14 protein-coding genes are annotated in these 19,401 nt (G+C 49.7%); 2 read left to right on the top strand and 12 right to left on the bottom strand.

The genetic code is table 11. From position 1 onward, the window contains the following. Positions 1-7: 7 nt before the first annotated feature. From IEY67_RS20800 to IEY67_RS20770, 7 genes are all read right to left on the bottom strand, one after another. Positions 8-1,294 (bottom strand): ABC transporter permease, encoded by a 1,287-nt coding sequence (locus IEY67_RS20800; RefSeq protein WP_183672259.1) that lies wholly within the window; start codon positions 1,292-1,294, stop codon positions 8-10. Between the two features lie 55 nt (positions 1,295-1,349). Continuing rightward, positions 1,350-2,615: an ABC transporter permease gene (locus tag IEY67_RS20795; protein ID WP_183672258.1), complete on the bottom strand. Its 1,266-nt coding sequence runs from the start codon at positions 2,613-2,615 to the stop codon at positions 1,350-1,352. A 13-nt stretch (positions 2,616-2,628) separates the two neighbouring features. Then, positions 2,629-3,876 (bottom strand): ABC transporter permease, encoded by a 1,248-nt coding sequence (locus IEY67_RS20790; protein ID WP_229801152.1) that lies wholly within the window; start codon positions 3,874-3,876, stop codon positions 2,629-2,631. Between the two features lie 54 nt (positions 3,877-3,930). After that, on the bottom strand, positions 3,931-5,205 hold the full coding sequence (locus IEY67_RS20785) for an FtsX-like permease family protein (RefSeq protein ID WP_183672256.1): 1,275 nt from the start codon (positions 5,203-5,205) through the stop codon (positions 3,931-3,933). A gap of 10 nt (positions 5,206-5,215) precedes the next feature. Beyond that, positions 5,216-6,523 carry an ABC transporter permease gene (locus IEY67_RS20780; RefSeq protein ID WP_183672255.1) on the bottom strand — a complete coding sequence of 436 codons (1,308 nt, stop codon included), beginning with the start codon at positions 6,521-6,523 and terminating at the stop codon, positions 5,216-5,218. Positions 6,524-6,680: 157 nt separating this feature from the next. Then, positions 6,681-7,955: an FtsX-like permease family protein gene (locus tag IEY67_RS20775; protein ID WP_183672254.1), complete on the bottom strand. Its 1,275-nt coding sequence runs from the start codon at positions 7,953-7,955 to the stop codon at positions 6,681-6,683. 15 nt (positions 7,956-7,970) lie between these two features. Continuing rightward, complete coding sequence (locus IEY67_RS20770) at positions 7,971-9,278, bottom strand: ABC transporter permease (protein WP_183672253.1); 1,308 nt, start codon at positions 9,276-9,278, stop codon at positions 7,971-7,973. A 200-nt stretch (positions 9,279-9,478) separates the two neighbouring features. Here IEY67_RS20770 and IEY67_RS20765 point away from each other — a divergent pair, with 200 nt between their 5' ends. Next, the gene (locus IEY67_RS20765) at positions 9,479-10,285 is read left to right on the top strand and encodes a DNA-binding domain-containing protein (protein ID WP_183672252.1); all 807 of its coding nucleotides are present in this window, start codon (positions 9,479-9,481) and stop codon (positions 10,283-10,285) included. Positions 10,286-10,691: 406 nt separating this feature from the next. Here the strand turns inward: IEY67_RS20765 and IEY67_RS20760 are convergent, their stop codons facing one another. The 4 genes from IEY67_RS20760 to IEY67_RS20745 all read right to left on the bottom strand — a co-directional run bounded on the left by IEY67_RS20760 (position 10,692) and on the right by IEY67_RS20745 (position 15,371). Further along, the gene (locus IEY67_RS20760) at positions 10,692-11,357 is read right to left on the bottom strand and encodes an ABC transporter ATP-binding protein (RefSeq protein WP_122352306.1); all 666 of its coding nucleotides are present in this window, start codon (positions 11,355-11,357) and stop codon (positions 10,692-10,694) included. Between the two features lie 191 nt (positions 11,358-11,548). Beyond that, entirely contained in the window at positions 11,549-12,811 is a 1,263-nt protein-coding gene (locus IEY67_RS20755) for an ABC transporter permease (protein ID WP_183672251.1), read from the bottom strand. Between the two features lie 22 nt (positions 12,812-12,833). Next, on the bottom strand, positions 12,834-14,105 hold the full coding sequence (locus IEY67_RS20750) for an ABC transporter permease (RefSeq protein ID WP_183672250.1): 1,272 nt from the start codon (positions 14,103-14,105) through the stop codon (positions 12,834-12,836). A 21-nt stretch (positions 14,106-14,126) separates the two neighbouring features. Further along, complete coding sequence (locus IEY67_RS20745) at positions 14,127-15,371, bottom strand: efflux RND transporter periplasmic adaptor subunit (RefSeq protein ID WP_122352303.1); 1,245 nt, start codon at positions 15,369-15,371, stop codon at positions 14,127-14,129. 207 nt (positions 15,372-15,578) lie between these two features. Here IEY67_RS20745 and IEY67_RS20740 point away from each other — a divergent pair, with 207 nt between their 5' ends. Next, positions 15,579-16,418 (top strand): PepSY-like domain-containing protein, encoded by an 840-nt coding sequence (locus IEY67_RS20740; protein WP_183672249.1) that lies wholly within the window; start codon positions 15,579-15,581, stop codon positions 16,416-16,418. Positions 16,419-16,801: 383 nt separating this feature from the next. Here the strand turns inward: IEY67_RS20740 and galB are convergent, their stop codons facing one another. After that, positions 16,802-19,309, bottom strand: a complete 2,508-nt coding sequence (gene galB, locus IEY67_RS20735; RefSeq protein WP_183672248.1) for a beta-galactosidase GalB — start codon at positions 19,307-19,309, stop codon at positions 16,802-16,804. Between the last annotated feature and the right edge of the window lie 92 nt (positions 19,310-19,401).

Raw genomic sequence — 19,401 nt, 5'->3', positions numbered from 1 at the left:
TATGAGTTTAGTATTCGTTCAACGCTTCCATCACATTCTTCCGGGCCATCCGGTAAGCCGGTATTCCCGCCGACAACAAGTTCAGTATTAGACAGAACACAAAGGCATAAAGGAATATCACCGGGTTAAGCAACTCCGTCACCGACAACGCCGGCGTGCCTCCAAAGACAGAAGAGATAGAAGCAAAACTGTTGCTCAATAACCAGGTACGCATCAGCCAGATAGCTATATAAGAGATAAACAATCCGATGATACCTCCCAGCAGGGTCAGCAGCATACTCTCCGAAAGGATTTGTACCATCAGCGTTCCCCGGGTAGCTCCGAATGCCTTACGGATACCGATCTCCGACATGCGCTTCCGCATCTGCGACAAGGTCATCCCCGACAGGTTAATGGCAGGTACGAGCAACAGAATAACGATCACCAGCATATATTGCAGGATGGTCTTTGTCTTGTCAGGCCCCATAGCTCCCAACCCTTTGATCTCCCATTCCAGATGGGTATCGGGCTGGTCGTACAGGGTGAGTTTGTAGTCGGCCAGCGAACTGTTGTAACGAACCAGCTGTCTATCCAGTTCCTGCCGGATGGCTTCGAAATCGGAAGAGGAATGTGCCAGGATAATGGCCTGATACCACCCGGTTATACTCTCAGCCCAGGTATCGTCGGGGAAAGGCTGCGCCGAATAAGACACCCATACTTCGGAATACGATGCTTTGGCAATCGTAGACACATCCTTCACTACGCCACTGACGGTATAGGGTTTATAGCTGATCATGATCGTCTTGCCAGCCGCATCAGAAGTACCATAAAGCCGATTGGCAAGCGACTCCGCGATAACGACCTTCTTGATACCCGACTGCACCTCTTCCTTCGTATACGGGCTACCGGCCACAAAGTCGAAGTCGAATATCTTCCAGAACACATCGTCGGTAAACAGCATCAGGCAATCTTTCTTCTCCTGCCCTCCCGGGATGGAAGCCAGCTGGCTACGCCAAGGGGAAACGATGGCGACGGCTTCCGGCGTTTCCATTGTCTGGATACATTCCCGGATCGTTTTCAGGGAGAGGTAACCGTTACCATGATTTGCACCTTTAAAGTCACGTCCGCCCCACCGCACATACATGGTCCGGTCGCGGTTGTCCTCCGGCGAATAGTTATTTACCCTCACCTCGTAAGTGATCACCATCACCATGATCATACAGATAGCCAAAGCTGTTCCCAGAATGGAGATCAGGCTGAGGAGTTTATTCTCCTTCAGCATGGCCAGGGCTTGTTTGAAATAGAGTTTATACATAGTCGTTATTGTTGTTTATGCAAGGGCGGTTCGCGAACCGCCCGTACGAGATAGTTTATTCATAACGCAAGGCTTCCGCCGGTTTCATTCTCACGGCACGCCATGCCGGATACAGGATACCCGAGATGATCATCAATGCCATGAGCAAGCCGGTCAGAGCAATCCCCGTCAGGAAACGGACAGCGGTAAAGTCCGCCCAATTAAGGTTGACCAGTTCGGCTATCCCCAGGTTGAAACTGATAACAACGGCGGGTAGCATAGCCAAAGCAAGCATGACCAGCCCTTCACCTATCAGCAATGCCCGTAGGCCATGCCTGGTGGAGCCCAGGGCTACACGTAACCCCATCTCTCCCCAGCGATGCTGCGTGCGGAACCAAAATGTACCGGAGATTCCCAGAAAGATATTGATACTCAGGAAAATCAACAAGTTCAGACGCATCCGGATATCACTTCCCACCGGACTCACTATTGCTTCCCTTATCAGCGAAGAAGAGCGGACATCCATCAGGTAAAGGTTTCCAACCGACAGTTGCGCTCCCATATCCCGGCGGAAATCCTCACTGAAACGGGCCGCGGCATCGGGACGGATACGGATACACAGTTCCATATTCTCCAGGTTGCCCGAACCAAGCTCACCGGCTATCTCATCTTCCGACAATAAGGAGTAATAGCAAGGTCTGCTCTTCTCATATTCCGTCCAGCGGATAGGTATGCAGAGCGCCTTCACCTCTTTAAAGTAACCATCCTTCCCGATCTGCAGGCTCTTACCCGTAGCACTTTCTCCCGGCAGCAACTCTTCGGCGCCATTGGCAGACAAGATGATAGAATGTACGTCGAGTGCATCCGCCAACGCCGGACCGTTCCCGCTTTCGCGCTCTATACGGAAAACACGGAAGAAAGAAGGTGTCACTTTATATCGTTGCATAGTCACCCCCACCGTATCTTTATAGAACAGGCGGCTGTAATAGACCTGGCTGGTATATCCCGTCGAAGCATACGGCTGAGAGCCGATCGACATAGATACTTCTTCTACGGACGGATACTGCCGGATACGCTCCATGATTGTCAGCAGGTCAGCTCCGGTAGTCGTTTCTTTCGTTTCGGGATCGATATAGCCGTCGCTTTCCGGGGTACGTTCTTTGATATCGACGCGGTAGGTATCCGCAATATCAAATCCCAGCGGGGTACGGACTATCGTGGACAGCACACTCATATAATCGATGACGTACCACAGGCAGACAGATATTAACATCAGTTCCGTCAGGATCCAGATATTCCTCTTGCGCTGATTCCATATGATTGTAAACAGGTGTTTGATCATTATATGTTCCTCCTCATTCTCCTTTTAACGATTCAACAATAGGTATCGACGACACACGCCACGCGGGAACGCAGGCACTCAGCAGGTTCAGAAAAGAACAGAACAGGAAGGCGATCAGGAACACCTCCGGACGGATCAGAGCCGATACCGGAACCTCCGCCGTCACATCCATGCCGAAATAGGTAGACGATGTGAACATCGAATCTTTCAGCAGATAAAGGAACCAATAAGAGAGCAATAACCCCAGCATCCCACTGATCACCGACACCACGATATTCTCGTACACGATCTGTCCGAGCAATCCCGCCCGTGTACTGCCGAAAGCTTTACGTACGCCCAGTTCGCTCACCCGCTCCTGCATCCGCGACAAGGTCAATCCCGACAGGTTAATGGCAGGTACCAACAAGGCGATCAGAATCGGGAGGATGGCACTGAGATAGATAGACTGCATATTGGGCATCCCCGGTCCGAAGCGCATCTCTTCCACATATTTCGTATCGGGCTGGTCATAGAAATAGACTTTATGATCAACCAGCGTATTATTATACTGTTCCGTTTGCCGGGTGATCTCGTCGCGTATCTCATCGAAGTCGGACGACGAACGGGCAACGATCATACATTTGTAATGCCCCATGATATTTTCCGAACCTTTTATCTCCGGAATACCGGCAGCGGTAAAAGGCACCCAGGCATGGGCATAGGAGAAAGTAGTACGGGGCGTGACATCCGCCACCACGGCACAGACCGTATAGGTAATAAAACTAAACTGTATGGTCTTGCCCACCACCTGATCGATCGTACCGAACATCCGGCGTGCCAGCCATTCGCTGATCACCACTTTCCGGATACCGGCATCAAACTCGGCTTTGGTATAGAGATTTCCCCTCAGCACGTTGAAGGAACAGATTTTCCAGAATACATCGTCGGTAAAGAGCACGAAACAGCGTTCACCCGGATTACCGGGAACCGTTGCCAGGCGTGACTGTGCCGGCGAAGTGATGCTCACCGCTTCCGGTATCTCCAGCGACTGGAAACACTCGCGGATCGTCTTCAGCGACAGATAACCGTTCGCCTGGGTACTCTCAGTCAGTTTATCCTGCACGCCGACCCATTTGACATAAAGCGTCCGTTCGCGGGCGGTCTCCGGAGCTATATTCTTGTACATTGCCTGATGGCTGATGATGATCGTCATAATGAACGATATCGCCAAGGCCGTACCGAATATGGAGATGAAAGTGAGCCAGGGACTTTCTTTCATCATTTGTATCGTTTGTTTAAAATATTGCTTATACATGGTTTCTACTCTTAAAATAATTTACTCATAATGTAATGCTTCCGCCGGTTCCAGATGTGCTGCCTTGCGGGACGGATACCAGACAGCTAAAATGATAATAACAGCCAGCAAGAGCCATGTCAGCAAGCTGACAAGCAACAGGCGCCCGGCAGTCACCTCCATGACTTCCGTGCTCAGCAGGCCGGCGAAGGCCACATTCACACAAATCAGCAAGGCAGGTACGGCAGTAATGGTCAGTATCATCAATCCTTCACCAATCAGCAACTGCTGCAGGCGGAGACGGGTAGAACCGACAGCCATGCGAATCCCCAGCTCGTTACGGCGGCGGTTCACACGGAACCAGAATGTCCCGATCACAGCCAAAAAGACATTGATCAGCAGGAAGAGGTTAATGGCAACGTCCAACTTCTGCCCACCCGTATTCATCGAGGTCGCCAGATAGTTCGTACGTACATCGGGATAATATTGAACATTCGCCAGCCAGAAGTTTCCCGCCGCCAGCCGGTGTTTCATCTCTTTCTTAAAACGGACGGCATATTCGGAAGCACTTTCCGCCGCGACATTCGGACGAACCCGGAAACAGATCTGCATCTTCCCCAGCTCCTGTTCACCCATCCTGAGGATACTCCGTTCCTTCATCTCTTTAAAGACAATCGAAGGCGGTTGACTGAACTCTTCGCGTTTCACAGCCCCCGTCACTCCCTTCACACGAAAACGAAAGGTATCATCCTGAAGGATAAGCAACTCCTCGCCGTCCACCTTCGTCGAACCGAAACATTCCATCGCCATCGGCTCACTGATAAGGATACCCTCCTGAATAGCAGATGCCAGCTCATCCGATGAACCGCCATCAGCCGTATGTATATCGAATACACGAAAATAACCGGGTGTAACGTTGAAGTCAAAGGCATTCCGGAAAAGAGAATCTTTCTCCTGAAAGTAAGTCTCCGAATTGGACATATAGGTATAAGGCATCGAAGCCCCGTTTGCCATGCCCACCACCTGCACGTCGGGATGTGCCTCCAACTGGCGGATGATACGCATGAAATCCTCTCCCGCCCCCTGGCTTCCCTTTTCGTAGGCAATATAGGAAGCGCTGCTTGAAGGACGCACTGCCAGCGTCACCTTATAGACATTTTCAAATGAATATTCCATCGGTTGCGCCTGTGTTATCCGGTTCATCATCATCCGGTCGACGGCGTACCAAAGCAGTACAAAGACGACAAGTAGTTCGATAAACACCCAGGTATTGCTGCGGCGTTGTGTCTTGATCAGTTTCAGTATATGTAACAGCATATCTATCTCTTTAATTGTGGTTTAATGACTCAGTTATATTCACACGGATCGCACGCCAGGCAGGAATCATCGACGACATCAGGTTCAAGACGAAGCAAACCAGGAAGGCATAGCCGAACACGGCCGGACTCAACAGCATTCCGAATGTCAGTTCCATCTGCACACTGCCCTGTATCATGGCAATGATACCCGGAGTAAGCAGCAACTGCTGGAAAAGCGCGACCATCCCATAAGAGACCAGTAGTCCAACCAATCCGCCCGGCAGCATCAGCAACAAGTTTTCTATCAGTACCTGTGTCAACAGTCGGTTCTTACGTGCCCCGAAAGCCTTCCGCACACCTAGTTCGGAAATACGGTCCTGCATCCGTGAAGCGTTCAGACCGGACAGGTTCAGAGCCGGGATCAGCATGAAAAGCAGGATCAGAAACAGGAGTATCAGATAAACCGCAGTCACGGAGCCACCCATCACAAACTGGCGGACCACATGCGTCAGATGCGTCTCCACCCCGTTCATCATACTTAGCTTTCCGTCGGCCAGGGTCGTATTATAACGGTCGATCATTTCTTCCAGTTCAAGGCTCACCTCATCGGCTCCCATCCCGTCGACAGGCAGAATACAGACCGTCAGCAAGCCGACCGACACATCGCGTTCGTTGGAGGCCGCCATAACCAGCGGTATGGAAGTATAAGGCATCCACATATCGGCATAAACGGACGGTGTAACGGCAGAGATATCTTTCACCACACCGCTGACGGAATATTCGGTATCATCGAGCAGGATGCTTTTTCCCGTCACACCGGTCGCCATCGAAAAAATACGGCGTGCCAGCGATTCGGAAACGACCACGCGGGGGAAACCCGACTGGAACTCTTCCTCACTAAACGGCTTCCCTTCGATAAATGAAAAAGAAAAGAGGCGCCAAAAGCTATTGTTCGTCCCCATCACCTGTACCTTCTGCGGGTCGTCTCCCCCTGGAATCTGTACATAAGTATCGCCATGAAGCATGCTTGTAATGGCCGTGTTGGTCATCAGTGCCACCTCCTTCGCCGACTTCAACGGCATCAGGCATTCTTTAGCAGAACGGATGCCCCAGAAGAAAGTAGAGCTGCTTTTCCCCCGTTCATATTTCATTTGGTCGACATACAGATATTTGCCGCGATGCACTTCGGGAGCGATATCGGCGGTACGGATATGGTACACGATCGCCATGACCATCACCATCGAGATAGCCAGTCCGGTACCGATGATATAGACCGCGCTGTAGAAGCGGTTTTGCTTCATCAGGTTCCAGGCTTGTTTGAAGTATTGTTTATACATAGCTTTTGTTGTTTATATTTGTATATACAGTTCGTATTAGGGAACGCAGACGACGCAGACAGAGCGCAGAAGAACGCTGATAAGAATATTAATTAGTCTGCGAAACTCTGCGTTATCTGCGTCGTCTGCGTCCCCTAATATAGACTTTGAACAAGATTTATTCATAGTGCAGGGCTTCGGCAGGTTCCAGATGCGACGCTTTGCGCGACGGATACCAGGTTGCCAGGATGATCGTTAATGCCAACGTCGCCCAGGTAATCAGGCTGACGACAAAGAAACGTAGCGTACCGGCAGGCATCACCGTAGCGGAAAGGAGATCCATCCAGACCAGGTTCGCACAGACCAGCAAGGCCGGGAGTGCGGCAAGTGTCAGCAGAACCACTCCCTCCCCGATCATCAGCGTCTGAATGCCCGAACGGGTGGAACCGACCGCCATACGTAATCCTAGTTCACTGCGCCGGCGGTTCACGCGGAACCAGAAAGTACCGATCACAGCCAGGAAGACGTTTACCAGGAAGAAAACACCCAGTGCGGAGAATAGCTTCCGGTTGTTGGTTTCCTTCGAGTTAGCCAGGAAGTCGGCACGTATATCCCGGTAACTTACCACGTCCGACACCCAATAATTCCCGGCTGTCAACTGACGTTTCATCTCTTTCAGGAACTGCTGTCCGTAGTCGGGAGAAGAGATCCCCGGACGCGTCCGGAATGTAACCTGTATCCGCGTAAAATCACTTTCACCCATTTTCCTCTGAAACAAAGGCAAATCCAAACGGGTAAAGAGTGTATTCTGATGTATCAGATCGTATTCATCGTTACGTAGCTGTTCTGTTACGGCCACTACATGCCTGGGTATCGAATCGCCATATCCATACAGTTCCGCTCCGATCACATCAGTACGTCCAAAAAGCTCTTCTGCTATTCCGGCAGAGATTGCCATATCTGTCATGTTCAGCATATCCGGCAACTTCTTTCCCAGCTCCTCCGAAGACTCCCCTGTAGCCGAACGAATACCGAATACCTGTAAATAGCCGGGTGATACCAGCATAGACCGTACATCCAAATGAGTAGAATCCCTCCTTATCCCGTCTCCCATATTGGAGTGCGTATAAGGCAGCGAATAATACGATACCCCCACTACTTCCACATCCGGATGCCGCTCGATGCGTTCGATGATGCGTTCGAAGTTATGCAACGGCTCCTCGCTTCCCTCCTCATACCGGATGAACGAAGGACTTTCCGCCGGGCGAATCGAAACGACTGCCTGATAAACATTATCCAGCTTGAAACCTATCGGACGGTTCATCTGAATACCCTGCATCAGGAAATAATCCGCCATGAACCACAGTACGACAAATACGACCAGCAGTTCTGCCAGCACCCAGCTATTGCTACGGAACTGTGCCTTAATCAATTTCAATATATGTGTTACCATTGTCTTATCGTTTTATTATCCGTTCAACGCATCTGTTATATTCACCCGGACAGCCCGCCATGCCGGGACCATCGAAGACAGCAGGTTCAGCACCAGACAGATAAGGAAAGCGTAAAAGAACACCTCCATATTCAACAGCATCCCCGGTGAAAGAGCTATCGTGTTACCTGTCCCCATCTGCATCGCAAAGAATCCGGAAGACAAGAGGATATTCCGGAAAAGGAACACCAGCACATACGAGAACAGCAACCCGGCTATTCCCCCCGGTAACATCAGTATCATATTCTCGGCAAATATCTGCGACAACAGGGTCGAACGCGATGCCCCGAAGGCTTTCCGTATGCCGACTTCCGGAATGCGGTCCTGCATATGCGACGTATTCAACCCCGATAGGTTCAACGCCGGGACCAGCAGGAAAAGCAGCAGTACGACAGCAAGAATGAAATAGGTTTGATTCCTGTCCTTATAAAACAAGCTGCCGATCATATAATCCGCATAAGACACAGGCTTGCCGTATGTAACCTGCCCTCCGGCCAAACCCGTATTATAACGTTTCACCGACTCCGCCAATTCATCCGTCAGCGTACCGATATCTTTCGCGTCACGAAGCTGAATCTTAGCGATCAGAGGTCCGGCCGAACCCTCATCCTCACTCGTCATCTCTTTCATTATAGCATTCAAAGAAGAGTAAGGAACCCAAACTTCCGCATAGACATCGGAAGTAATGCCGGACACATCGGCCACTACCCCGCTTACGGTATATCTCGCCTCATTAATCAATAAGGTCTGCCCGGTCGCCTCGTTTTCCCCGAACAGGCGGCGGGCCAACGATCCGGCCAACACCACACGCGGAAGGCCAGACTCGAAATCTGCTTCGGTAAACGGTTTCCCCTCCCGGAAGTTAAACGAATAGACTTTCCAGAACTGGTCGTTGCACCCCAGTAGGTTGACCTTCGGCATTTCTTCATGCCCAGGAACCTGTACAAAAATATCCCCCAACATAAAACGTGTAATAGAGGGATCGGTAGTGACAGCCACCGCCTCAGGCGTCTTCAGGTTATAAATCACTTCCTTTAGGAACCGAGGACCGCAACTACTGTTCAACGAGCCTTTATCATCGTTCATCCGGTAAGAAACATATCTTACATAACATATCCGGTCACGGTGGACCTCCGGTGCAATATTCGCTGTCCGGATATGGTAAACCACCGCCATCACCATTACCATCGAAATGGCTAGTCCCGTACCGATAATATAAACGGTACTGAAGAAGCGGTTTTGCTTCATCAGGTTCCAGGCTTGTTTGAAGTATTGTTTATACATGGTGCTATATTATTTGTTTTGTTTCTGCAAAGGCAAATGCCGTGCCATAAATGTAACCGGCTGATAGTAAGCATGAATGCCAAATCCGGAAGTGTTCAATAACGAACAGTGCTCACGGTTTCGAACACTGCGGTGTCCGGTATGATATATTGTCCGGACATATTACCTATCTTTGCATTCAATAGTAACCTATAAGTCTTATGGATAAAGAACTTCCCCAATCGAAGATGACCGTCAAACCCGGCAAACTATTCGTCAACCTGACTAAAAGCCAGCTTCCCGGACAGGAACCGTTTTATAAAGGAACACTTCCCTTTCATCCTTCACTGACCCTCGAGGATATCGCCGAACGCGCAGTGAAGAATCGTTCTTCCTATTCGCGCGGGACGCTCATTGCTTCCTTCCGCACGATGGTGGAAGAGATATATGGTGCCATCGAAGACGGCTTCAACGTCGACTTCGGACTGGGGCGGACAGAAATGACCGTCAAGGGCCGCTTCAAGACTGAATACGAGAAGTTCGACCGCGAACGGCATGCGATTTGCATCAAACTCCGTCCTTCGCCCCGGCTTAATCAACTGGCCGGTTGGTTTCCGGCGGAGGTCATCCCTTACTACCGCAACGCACCGCTACCCAACGAAGTCAGCATCCATAATGACTGCTACCGTCAACAGGAGGATCGCGAGTTCTGCGTTATCCCAGCCAACTATACTCTTCCGCTCTTCATTCATGGCAGCCGTCTCAAATTGATGGGCGATCATCCGGAAGTAGGCATCATCATCAGACAGGAAGAGGGCGAGAAAAAGTATTTCATCAATCCCCGGATGGTTTTTATCAATGAGTCGACACACCTGGCCTTTATGCTGCCCGAGCCGTTGACACCGGGCAGGTGGGTGGCGGAGGTGCATAGTCAGTACAATCCTAGCTACCGCCTCTATCAAAAGCCTCGTGTGGGGATGGTCACCCTTACTGTACTCGACACTACCGCGTCGGGACGCGGTGACTAACTGTATCCGGGTGCGGCTCTTCACCGCATCGGGGTGCGGTAGTCTACTGCATCAGGGTGCGGTACTGCCTCGCCTTAGGCTATCGACACTACTCTCTAACGGGTGTAGGGTTAGTACACTGCCTCTGTCAGCCCTGCCTGTGCCCCCCCCCTGCCCCCTCTCAAGAAGGGAAAGATTACTCCCGCCATTGAAACGGACGGTATCGGCCATCCTAAGGGAACGCGAAGCGTTCCGGGAAAGGCCTCAGCCGGTGAGCGTTAAACGAAGGTGAAAGACGAAGCGTCCGGAGGCTGTGCTGTTTGAGCGAAGCGAGTTCACAGACGACAGCGTAGTCTTTCACCGGAGTAGCGAAGCGGGTGCAGCCTTGATCTTTTGGTTACTTTTGGATCAAGCCAAAAGTAACGACCTATTGAACCTGGCGTCCGTCGAAGAAACGCACCGTGCGGCTGGTTTGCTGTGCCTGTGCTTCGTTGTGGGTTACCATTACGATGGTGCGTCCGTCTTCCTTGTTCAGTTTATGAAGTATCTCCATAACCTCGATACCCATCTTTGAGTCCAGGTTACCGGTCGGCTCATCCGCCAGGATGATCTCGGGATTACCGACGATCGCACGGGCAATGGCTACACGCTGGCACTGACCACCGGACAACTGGGTCGGGAAGTGACGCATACGGTGACTCAGACCGACCTTTTCGAGAACGGCTTCGGCTGCCTTGCGGCGTTCGGAGGAAGAGACGTTGCGGTAAAGTAACGGCAACTCCACATTATCCAGGACATTCAGGGAATTGATCAGGTGGAACGACTGGAAGACAAAGCCCAGCGTCTTATTACGGAAAGCTGCCAGTTGCTTGTCGTTCATATGGCTCGTATCCGTACCGGCAATTTCCACCATACCGCCTGTCGGAGCGTCCAGCAGGCCGATAATGTTCAATAAGGTCGACTTTCCACAACCGGAGGGTCCCATGATGCTCAGAAATTCACCTTTCCGGATATCCAGATTTACATTTTCCAGAGCAACTGTTTCGATCTCCTTCGTGCGGTAGATCTTTTCGAGGTTTGTTAACTTGATCATGATGTTTGATATTTAATTGTTATTATTGATTAATTCGTTATTTACAAGTTTTAAGTTCTCTCTTTATCAAAGTCAGAGGTAACTATTCTCTTATCAATGTGACTTCGCAAATGAACCTGTAACTAGGCATGTCTTATTTATGACTGATGGCTTATACCTTAATAGGCTCACATCTTTCTATATTTATTTTCTTATTCATAATGTAGTGCCTCCGCCGGTTTCATCTTCATCGTTTTACGGATCGGGAACCAAATACCGAGGGTGATCATTCCCCCCATCAGCAGATAAGCCCCTCCAAAGGTCGCCGCGAACCGCCACCAAGTATACGGAAGACGATAGGTGTCAGGCATATCGAAGTAAAGCATATTCACGATGAATACCAGCAGAAAGGGAATAGTGAGAGCCAGCAGAATAAGTCCTTCGAGGTTCATCAGGCGGCTGAGTTGACGGCGGTTCGAGCCGAGAGCGACACGCAATCCCATCTCCCCCTGCCGTGCCTGCGTACGCAGCCAGAAGGTTCCGATGATACCGAAAAAGACGTTGATCAGCATGAAACCCACCAGGGCGGTCTTTTTCTTCATATTGTCTTCGCGGCTCTTCAGAATTTGGCTTCTCATTTCACTGAGCGGGACGACACTCGAAACGTAGACATTGTTCACCGTCAGCCGGTCTCCCATCCCTTGCAGGAGTGCTTCCATGTCTTCCGCCCGGAAACCGGGTTTCATTCGCACCAGGCAGTCGACAGCCTGCGGTTGATTCTCTTCAATTTCCCCGAGCAGCTGCTCCCGGGTGGGTATCTGGTAAAAGAAAGGTATGCTCTCTTTATATTCCGACTCGCGGACGGAACCGGAAACCGCCAGGACGAGCAGCTCATCCGAACTCTCGGGATAATACTTGACAAACTGCCCACGAGCCGAACCTTTCTCCCCGTAGAAAGCACGCTCCATATCGGCGGAAATAACGATCCCGGTTCGTTGTCCGATAAGCGTTGAAAGATCCTTTCCCTCTTTTTCTTTTATCCGCAATACGGTAAAATACTCAGGAGTGACGGTCGACTGTCGGAAACCTGCCTTGATAAACGTATCCGCATCTGCCCGGAAGAGTGTCGACCAGGAACGGTTCTCCGTATAGACACAGCCGACGTGGGACAATGAAACTTCTTCCACCTTGTCTTCCTGACGGATGTTGTCGACCAGACGCAGTACGTCCTCACCTTGTCGGGTGGTGAGTAACGAGTCTTCCACATGCCCCGAAGTACCCGGCATAATAACTCCCAACTGCACCTTATAAACATTATCGATATTGAAACCCAACGGTTGGTAGTAGGTGTACTTATCCACCAGCAGTGAATCCATCATGACCCATAGAATGCCGACTACAACCAGAAGTTCGGCAAAGATCCAGCCATTGCTGCGTCGTTGGTTCCAGATTATCTTTAGTATATGCTTTATCATCTTCGTTTCGTCTTTTATCTTGTTATTTATCTATCGAGTCTTCTCCTTTCAACGAGCCGGCTATCTGTTCATTGGCAATGCGCAGGGCAGGTATCCCGGCTGAGAGCAGGTTGAGCAACAAGCAGAATAACAGGGCGATGAAGAAGATACCGGGCTTAAACAGCATATCGCCTTGCAACGTCGTATCGGCATTGGGCAACAAGAAGTCGCGACAGACAGTCAGAAGCAGGAACGAAAGGATCAGTCCGATCACACCGCCCAGCAGGGTCGTCACACTGTTCTCATAAAGAACCTGGCGTACAAGTACACCGGAGGTTGCCCCGAATGCCTTACGAACACCCATCTCCCCGCGGCGTTTCTGTACGGCTGACTGCGTCACGCCCATCAGGTTCAGCGCCGGAACGAGCAGTAGGAAAAGCAGCAGGCCACCCATCTCTGCGAGGAAATCTTTCAGTTCGACTTTGACCTGCCCGATTGTACCGATCGCCTTGTCGAAACGGGTAATCGGGTTGTGGAAAAAATGAATCTCCGCTTCCTGCTTCGTTGAGTTATAACGAGCGATCTGCCCCTTCAGTTCTTGGCGGATGGTATCGAAGTCGGATGCATCGCGAGCCAACAGGCAGGTATTGAAAGCACCCGACATATTCTCGATGTATGCCATATTGAGTACCATCGGATTGGTCGTGTAAGGTGTCCAGACTTGTCCGTAGGAAGAGTCGGAGGCACGGCTGACATCTTTCACCACCCCGCAAATCGTAAAAGGCTGACGGTCGATGATGACCGGCTTTCCTACTACCTGAGTCGTGCCATACAACACTCTCGCAACACTCTCGCAGACAACAGCCTGGTGAATGCCGGATGTGAAGTCTGCCTCCGTGAACGGCTTGCCTTCCAGAAAAGAGAAGGCGTAGACCTTCCAGAAACCCGGATCGGTATAAAAGATCTTATATGTCTTAAACATTTGCCTACCGGGCAACGACAAAGGGTATGACATCGTGAACCAGGCAGACACGGCTTCGGGTGTTTTCAACGAATAGAAGCATTCGCGGACAGCTTCGACAGACATGTTTCCTCTGCTCCAGCTGTTCTTAGTCTTTACCTCGGTCCCTTGTTCCACATAGAGCATCCGGTCGCGGTTCACCTCTGGTACAAAATTGGTCAGCTGTACCTGAAAGACCAGGATGACGATCATGATCATTGCGATAGACAGTGCCGTTCCGAGTATGGATATCACGCTGATGAGAGGACTCTCACGCAGCATGCTCAGGGCTTGTTTTATATATTGTTTGATCATATTATTGTTGGGTAGGGACGGTTATTTGATTTTAAGCTTGTTTTTGTCCTTGTAGCTGCTCATGTCGGAGACGATGACTTCGTCGCCGGGTTGCAGGCCACTGATCACTTCCACGTATTCGTAATTGCTGTCGCCCAGCTGGACTTTGCGTTTCAGCAGTTGGTCGCCGTTGATGACGAACAGTTCGTATTCGCCTTTGCCAACGTAATAAGAGGCATTAGCGATACGCAAAACGTCGTCTTTTATTGCGTTCATCACATATACGTCTGTCTTCAGGCCGGAGCGGAGGCGGCGGTGGTTGTCTTCCTCCAACTGTACGGTAAAGGAGATGACGCCGTTCTTTGAAAGCGGGGTGACGTCGCTGACGGTACCTTCCAGCTTATCGCTGCCGATCTTAACGACCGCCTTACTGCCTGCGGCGATACGGTCGCCATACGTGTCGGCTATCTCTCCTTCGATCTTGAAATGGGACAGGTCGGAGACGATGGCGACTTTCGTTCCCTGTGGCACCTGGGCACCGATCTCGTTGTTCACATACGTCAGGATAGCCTTACGCGGCGAACGGATCTGGGCATCGTCGAGGGTACGTTTCGTTTCGGAAAGACCTTTGCGGAAGATATTGAGGTCGAGTTCTTTTACCTTCAGGTCAGCCTCGGAAAGGGCTTGTTCGTTGATGTATTTCTGTTCGTCTTCCTTCAGTTTGAGCTGGCTGACGTTGAAATCGAGTTCTACCTGGCGCACTTTGTCGGTTGTTCCGGCACCGAGGCTGTCGAGATAGCGTTCGTTACGGAGTTCCACGGCTTTCCGGTCGAGTTCCATGCGGGACACTTTCAGTTTCATTTCCATTTCAGACAGCTTGCTTTGGTTGGTGACTTTCAGCTTTTCCAGTTCCAGGCGTTTCATCTGTTCTTCATCCAGCAGTTTGTTGTATTCGGTTTCTGCACTTTGCAGGTCCAGTTTCAGGATGGGGGTACCGACATCCACGGAGTCGCCGCCTTTTTTATAGATCTCGACGATGCGGGAATTGATCGGTGAGTTGATTATTTCTTCAAAGGCGGGAATCACTTTCCCGGATGCGCTGACCGATACTTCGATCACCCCTTTATCCACTTTCGAAATAGTAATGTCTTTACGATTCAGGCTGGTTTGCAGAAAAGAGATGACAACGGCAACGACGAGAACGATGCTCCCTACCCCTGCCCCGATCTTGATGATCTGTTTGCGTTGTTCTTTTCTCCGAACCTCTTTCGATATCTCTCTGTCCATATTTAGTATTGTTTTTATTTTCTGTCCTCCTAGGGGCAAACTCCGTGCCAAAAAGCTAAACAGCTGATTATGTGCAAAAAGGAAGGATGAATGGGTGTTCAATATCGGACAGTGTGTTCGGTTTTACGGAAAACATTCCCTACGTCTGGCTTGTTCTTTATCGACAAATAGAAATATGCACTTATTAATCGCTAAAACAATAAGAATATGAACATCAGGTCAATCTTTTTATCCCTTTTCGCCGTTTTGGGATTATTTCTCGCCAGTTGCGACAATAACGACGACGATCACAAAAATGCCATCGAACCGACCGAACCGGTCATGCAGGCTTTCAACAAGAAATATCCGAATGCCTCCAACCCGATCTTTACGATAGAGGGTAATTACTACGTAGCGGAATTCACGAACAACGGTGTCTCTACCGAAGCGTGGCTAACCGAACAGGGCAAGTGGATGATGGACAAAGCGGATACACCTTTCAACCAGCTTCCGGAAGCGGTGACCGCCGCATTCGATAACGGACTTTATGCCGGTTGGAAAGTGGATGATTCCTATACGATCAACCGGGATAGTATGGCAGTCGTTTATAAGATCGATGCCGAAAAAGGGAACAGTGATATGGATCTGTATTACTCCCCGTACGGCAATCTTATCAAGGCTGTAAATGACGAAGGGAATGAGGATGCCCCGATCGTGATACCGGCAGAGGTACATACATTGATGGCATTCACCTTTGCTACCTGCGACTTGCTGGATATACAGAGTAATGCCGACGGGTATATCCTGAATATGCTGGATGGAAAGGTGTACAAGATTGCTCAGTTGAATAAGAATTATTTATGGCAAAGCACTTCCTACCAGATCGCGGAGCAGAATGTACCGGAGATTATCATGGATAGTTTCCAGTCTACGGGCTATGCCGGAGACACAATAGAGTCTATCAATGTAAAGATCGATGCAAACGGCACATTCTATACCTTTACTGTCAATCATAATGGACAGAGCACGGAGGTAACGTTCGATGCGATCGGAAATATCGTACAATGAGTAAGGTTCGTATTTAGAAATAATTAAACCTATCCGGCTATAAGCCATCAATCGTACATAAGGCATGCCTAGTTACAGGTTCATTTGCCGTCAGCTTCAGCTGACGGATTGGTAAATAATCTATCTCATTGGACTTTAGTCCCATTTTATACAGTCTCGCTATTTAAGAGAAATGCGGCTAAAGCCCAAAAAGGGATACAATCTGTAGACCGTTGGTTAAAACCAACGGCAAATGAACCTGTAATAGCTAAGTCACTTCGACTGCGGGATAGTTCATTTATTGATAAGATAGTTCACATCTGACAATATCCAAATCTATCCATAAAAAAATCCCTTTCGCACATCATTCTGCGAAAGGGATTTTCTTTATACATTAAATAATCTTATCTACTTATCAACTCAATCCGTGCACTCTTGACTCCCGGTGAAGATGCTTCGAAGTAGATCGTTCCCGGAGTCTCTTCCGTTTGTACGATGGCGGTCAGCTGTCCGCTGAACAGTTTCATCTGCGGAGCCTGGAAAGATTCGAGGCTTGCCGAATTACCGTTGGCTGCCGCTTTATATGTACCGGCTCCACGAACATTGAACTTGATCTGGTTGGTGGCATCCGGACAAAGGTTTCCGTTCTTATCTACTACCCGCACATTGATGAAAGACAAGTCTTTGCCATCGGCTGTCAGATTATTGCGATCAGCAGAAAGCTCGATATGATGAGGTTTACCGGCTGTATGTACTTCCTCTTCGGCAACGGCGTTTCCATCCTTATCGTAAGCAATCACTTTCAGCGTACCCGGCTCATATTTGGTATCCATCCACATCAGGCGATAGCGTTTCTGACGTTCGAAACTCTTCTGAGCCGCTTCCGTATAGCTACTGTCGATGCCGATACTCAGGTCTTTCGTACGTTTGCCCTGGCTCTTTCCGTTAATGAACAGCTCGGCAGAAGGATAGTTGGTGTAAACAAACACCGGAGTCACTTCACCTTCGCGTCCCGGCCATGTCCAGTGAGGCAGGACATGTAACGTCTTTTCAGCCTTGTTCCAATGACTGCGATACAGATAGTAGCGGTCCTTTGGAATACCGGCCAGGTCAATGATACCGAACAGGGAACTATGGCTCGGCCAGTTGGTATAATACGGAGTCGGTTCACCCAGATAGTCGAAACCGGTCCATACGAACTCGCCGATACAATAAGGCAGGTCTTCATGCTGGATGAAATCGTCTTCCGGCAAGTTTGACCAGCCGCAATGCTCTACGTCGTAAGAAGAACTCTGATGATCATCGTAGACAGCCATCGCCTTACGTTCAACCGGGAATTTATAGACACCGCGTGAACTTACCGTTGAAGCCGTCTCACTTCCCAGAATAATTTCCTGCGGTAGTTTCTTGTAATTAACCTGATATCTGAACGGACGGTAGTTGAAACCGGCAACCTCCATTACCGCAGCAAAGTTATTGTTTACGACAGCATCCGGCGCATCCATACCCTGCGTTACCGGGCGAGTCGGGTCTTCCCGGTGGCAGATGTCCTGCAGGAAGCGGGCGATCTTGGCATCTCCTTCAATCCACTGGTTCGGAACTTCATTACCAATACACCACATCACCACACTTGGGTTATTACGGAAATGGTGAACCAGGTTTACCATATCTTTTTCCGCCCATTCATCGAAGAAGAGATTGTAGCCGTTCTTACATTTAGCGACATTCCACTCGTCGAAGCTTTCAGCCATCAGCATCATACCCATCTCATCACAAGCCTTCACCAGTTCAGGAGCAGGCATGTTGTGGGAAGTACGGATCGCATTACACCCCATCTCTTTCAGGATACGAATCTGGCGACGGATAGCGGCATCATTCACGGCTGCTCCCAACGGCCCCAGGTCATGGTGGTTACATACGCCTTTGAACACGGTCTTTTCACCGTTCAGGAAAAAGCCTTTACCCGGAATGATCTCGATAGAACGGATACCGAACGGGGTCGTGTATTCGTCTTTCAACTCGGTTCCGTTCCGGTACAAACGGCTTTCTGCCACATATAGGGCCGGCATATCCGGTGACCAAAGTGTCGGAGTATGAACAATAAACTCCTGGTCGACCGAACCGTTATTATATTTAATGTCGGTCAATGGAAGCATTGTCTCTACCAGCATCTGTCCGTTCGGATTACGAAGGCTTGTTTTTACTGCATATTGTTTCGGGTCAGCTCCTGCCGGCAGGTTCACCTTCGTGTTTACATTCACTTTGGCAAATTCTTTCTTTACGATAGGAGTTGTCACATACGTTCCCCAAACAGGGATATGTGCATCTTCCGTAACAATCACATGTACGTTACGATACAGACCGGCTCCGGGATACCAGCGGGATGATTCCGGCAGGTTTTCCAGACGGACAGCCAATGTATTTTTCTGTCCCGGTTTCAGATACTTCGTAATATCGAAATGGAACGAGTTATATCCGTAAGGCCAATACCCTACTTCTTCTCCGTTAATATACACTTTCGCATGGCTCATCGCTCCATCGAACAGGATGGATGCTTTTTTACCTTCAGCGAACTGGGGGACTTCAAACTCGGTACGGTACCAACCGACACCAACAAAAGGCAGACCACCTGTACGTCCGGCGTGTTCCATTGCCTCTTTCTGACCATCCTGTGAAATGGCTACTTCCTGCTTGTCGTTCTGGGAACTGAACGGACCGTATATCGCCCAATCGTGAGGCACTGTCACCGATTGCCATTTACTGTCGTCGAAAGCGGGTTTGATAAAGTCGGGGTTATCCTCACGGGTGAACTTCCAGTTTTTCTCCAGAAGGAACTCACTACGTACTTGTGCTGAAAGGTTGGTCAGCAGTCCGAATAACGCGACTAAAATAACTAAATTGAATCTTTTCATGCGCATTTTAATGTTTTTGTAGTTCTTAGCGCAGCAAAAATAGCTAAATTTGCAGCTTTCACAAACTAAATCTACAATAACAAGTTACTGAA

Origin of the sequence: Parabacteroides faecis (assembly GCF_014647375.1) — a bacterium.
Lineage (GTDB): Bacteria > Bacteroidota > Bacteroidia > Bacteroidales > Tannerellaceae > Parabacteroides > Parabacteroides faecis.
This window is presented reverse-complemented; position numbering and strand designations above follow the sequence as displayed.

What these genes read in the sequence shown, in the direction of transcription:
- IEY67_RS20800 (WP_183672259.1), bottom strand. Translation starts at nt 1,294, where the DNA reads ATGTATAAACTCTATTTCAAACAAGCCCTGGCCATGCTGAAGGAGAAT.
- IEY67_RS20795 (WP_183672258.1), bottom strand. Translation starts at nt 2,615, where the DNA reads ATGATCAAACACCTGTTTACAATCATATGGAATCAGCGCAAGAGGAAT.
- IEY67_RS20790 (WP_229801152.1), bottom strand. Translation starts at nt 3,876, where the DNA reads ATGATGAAAGAAAGTCCCTGGCTCACTTTCATCTCCATATTCGGTACG.
- IEY67_RS20785 (WP_183672256.1), bottom strand. Translation starts at nt 5,205, where the DNA reads ATGCTGTTACATATACTGAAACTGATCAAGACACAACGCCGCAGCAAT.
- IEY67_RS20780 (WP_183672255.1), bottom strand. Translation starts at nt 6,523, where the DNA reads ATGTATAAACAATACTTCAAACAAGCCTGGAACCTGATGAAGCAAAAC.
- IEY67_RS20775 (WP_183672254.1), bottom strand. Translation starts at nt 7,955, where the DNA reads ATGGTAACACATATATTGAAATTGATTAAGGCACAGTTCCGTAGCAAT.
- IEY67_RS20770 (WP_183672253.1), bottom strand. Translation starts at nt 9,278, where the DNA reads ATGTATAAACAATACTTCAAACAAGCCTGGAACCTGATGAAGCAAAAC.
- IEY67_RS20765 (WP_183672252.1), top strand. Translation starts at nt 9,479, where the DNA reads ATGGATAAAGAACTTCCCCAATCGAAGATGACCGTCAAACCCGGCAAA.
- IEY67_RS20760 (WP_122352306.1), bottom strand. Translation starts at nt 11,357, where the DNA reads ATGATCAAGTTAACAAACCTCGAAAAGATCTACCGCACGAAGGAGATC.
- IEY67_RS20755 (WP_183672251.1), bottom strand. Translation starts at nt 12,811, where the DNA reads ATGATAAAGCATATACTAAAGATAATCTGGAACCAACGACGCAGCAAT.
- IEY67_RS20750 (WP_183672250.1), bottom strand. Translation starts at nt 14,105, where the DNA reads ATGATCAAACAATATATAAAACAAGCCCTGAGCATGCTGCGTGAGAGT.
- IEY67_RS20745 (WP_122352303.1), bottom strand. Translation starts at nt 15,371, where the DNA reads ATGGACAGAGAGATATCGAAAGAGGTTCGGAGAAAAGAACAACGCAAA.
- IEY67_RS20740 (WP_183672249.1), top strand. Translation starts at nt 15,579, where the DNA reads ATGAACATCAGGTCAATCTTTTTATCCCTTTTCGCCGTTTTGGGATTA.
- galB (WP_183672248.1), bottom strand. Translation starts at nt 19,309, where the DNA reads ATGAAAAGATTCAATTTAGTTATTTTAGTCGCGTTATTCGGACTGCTG.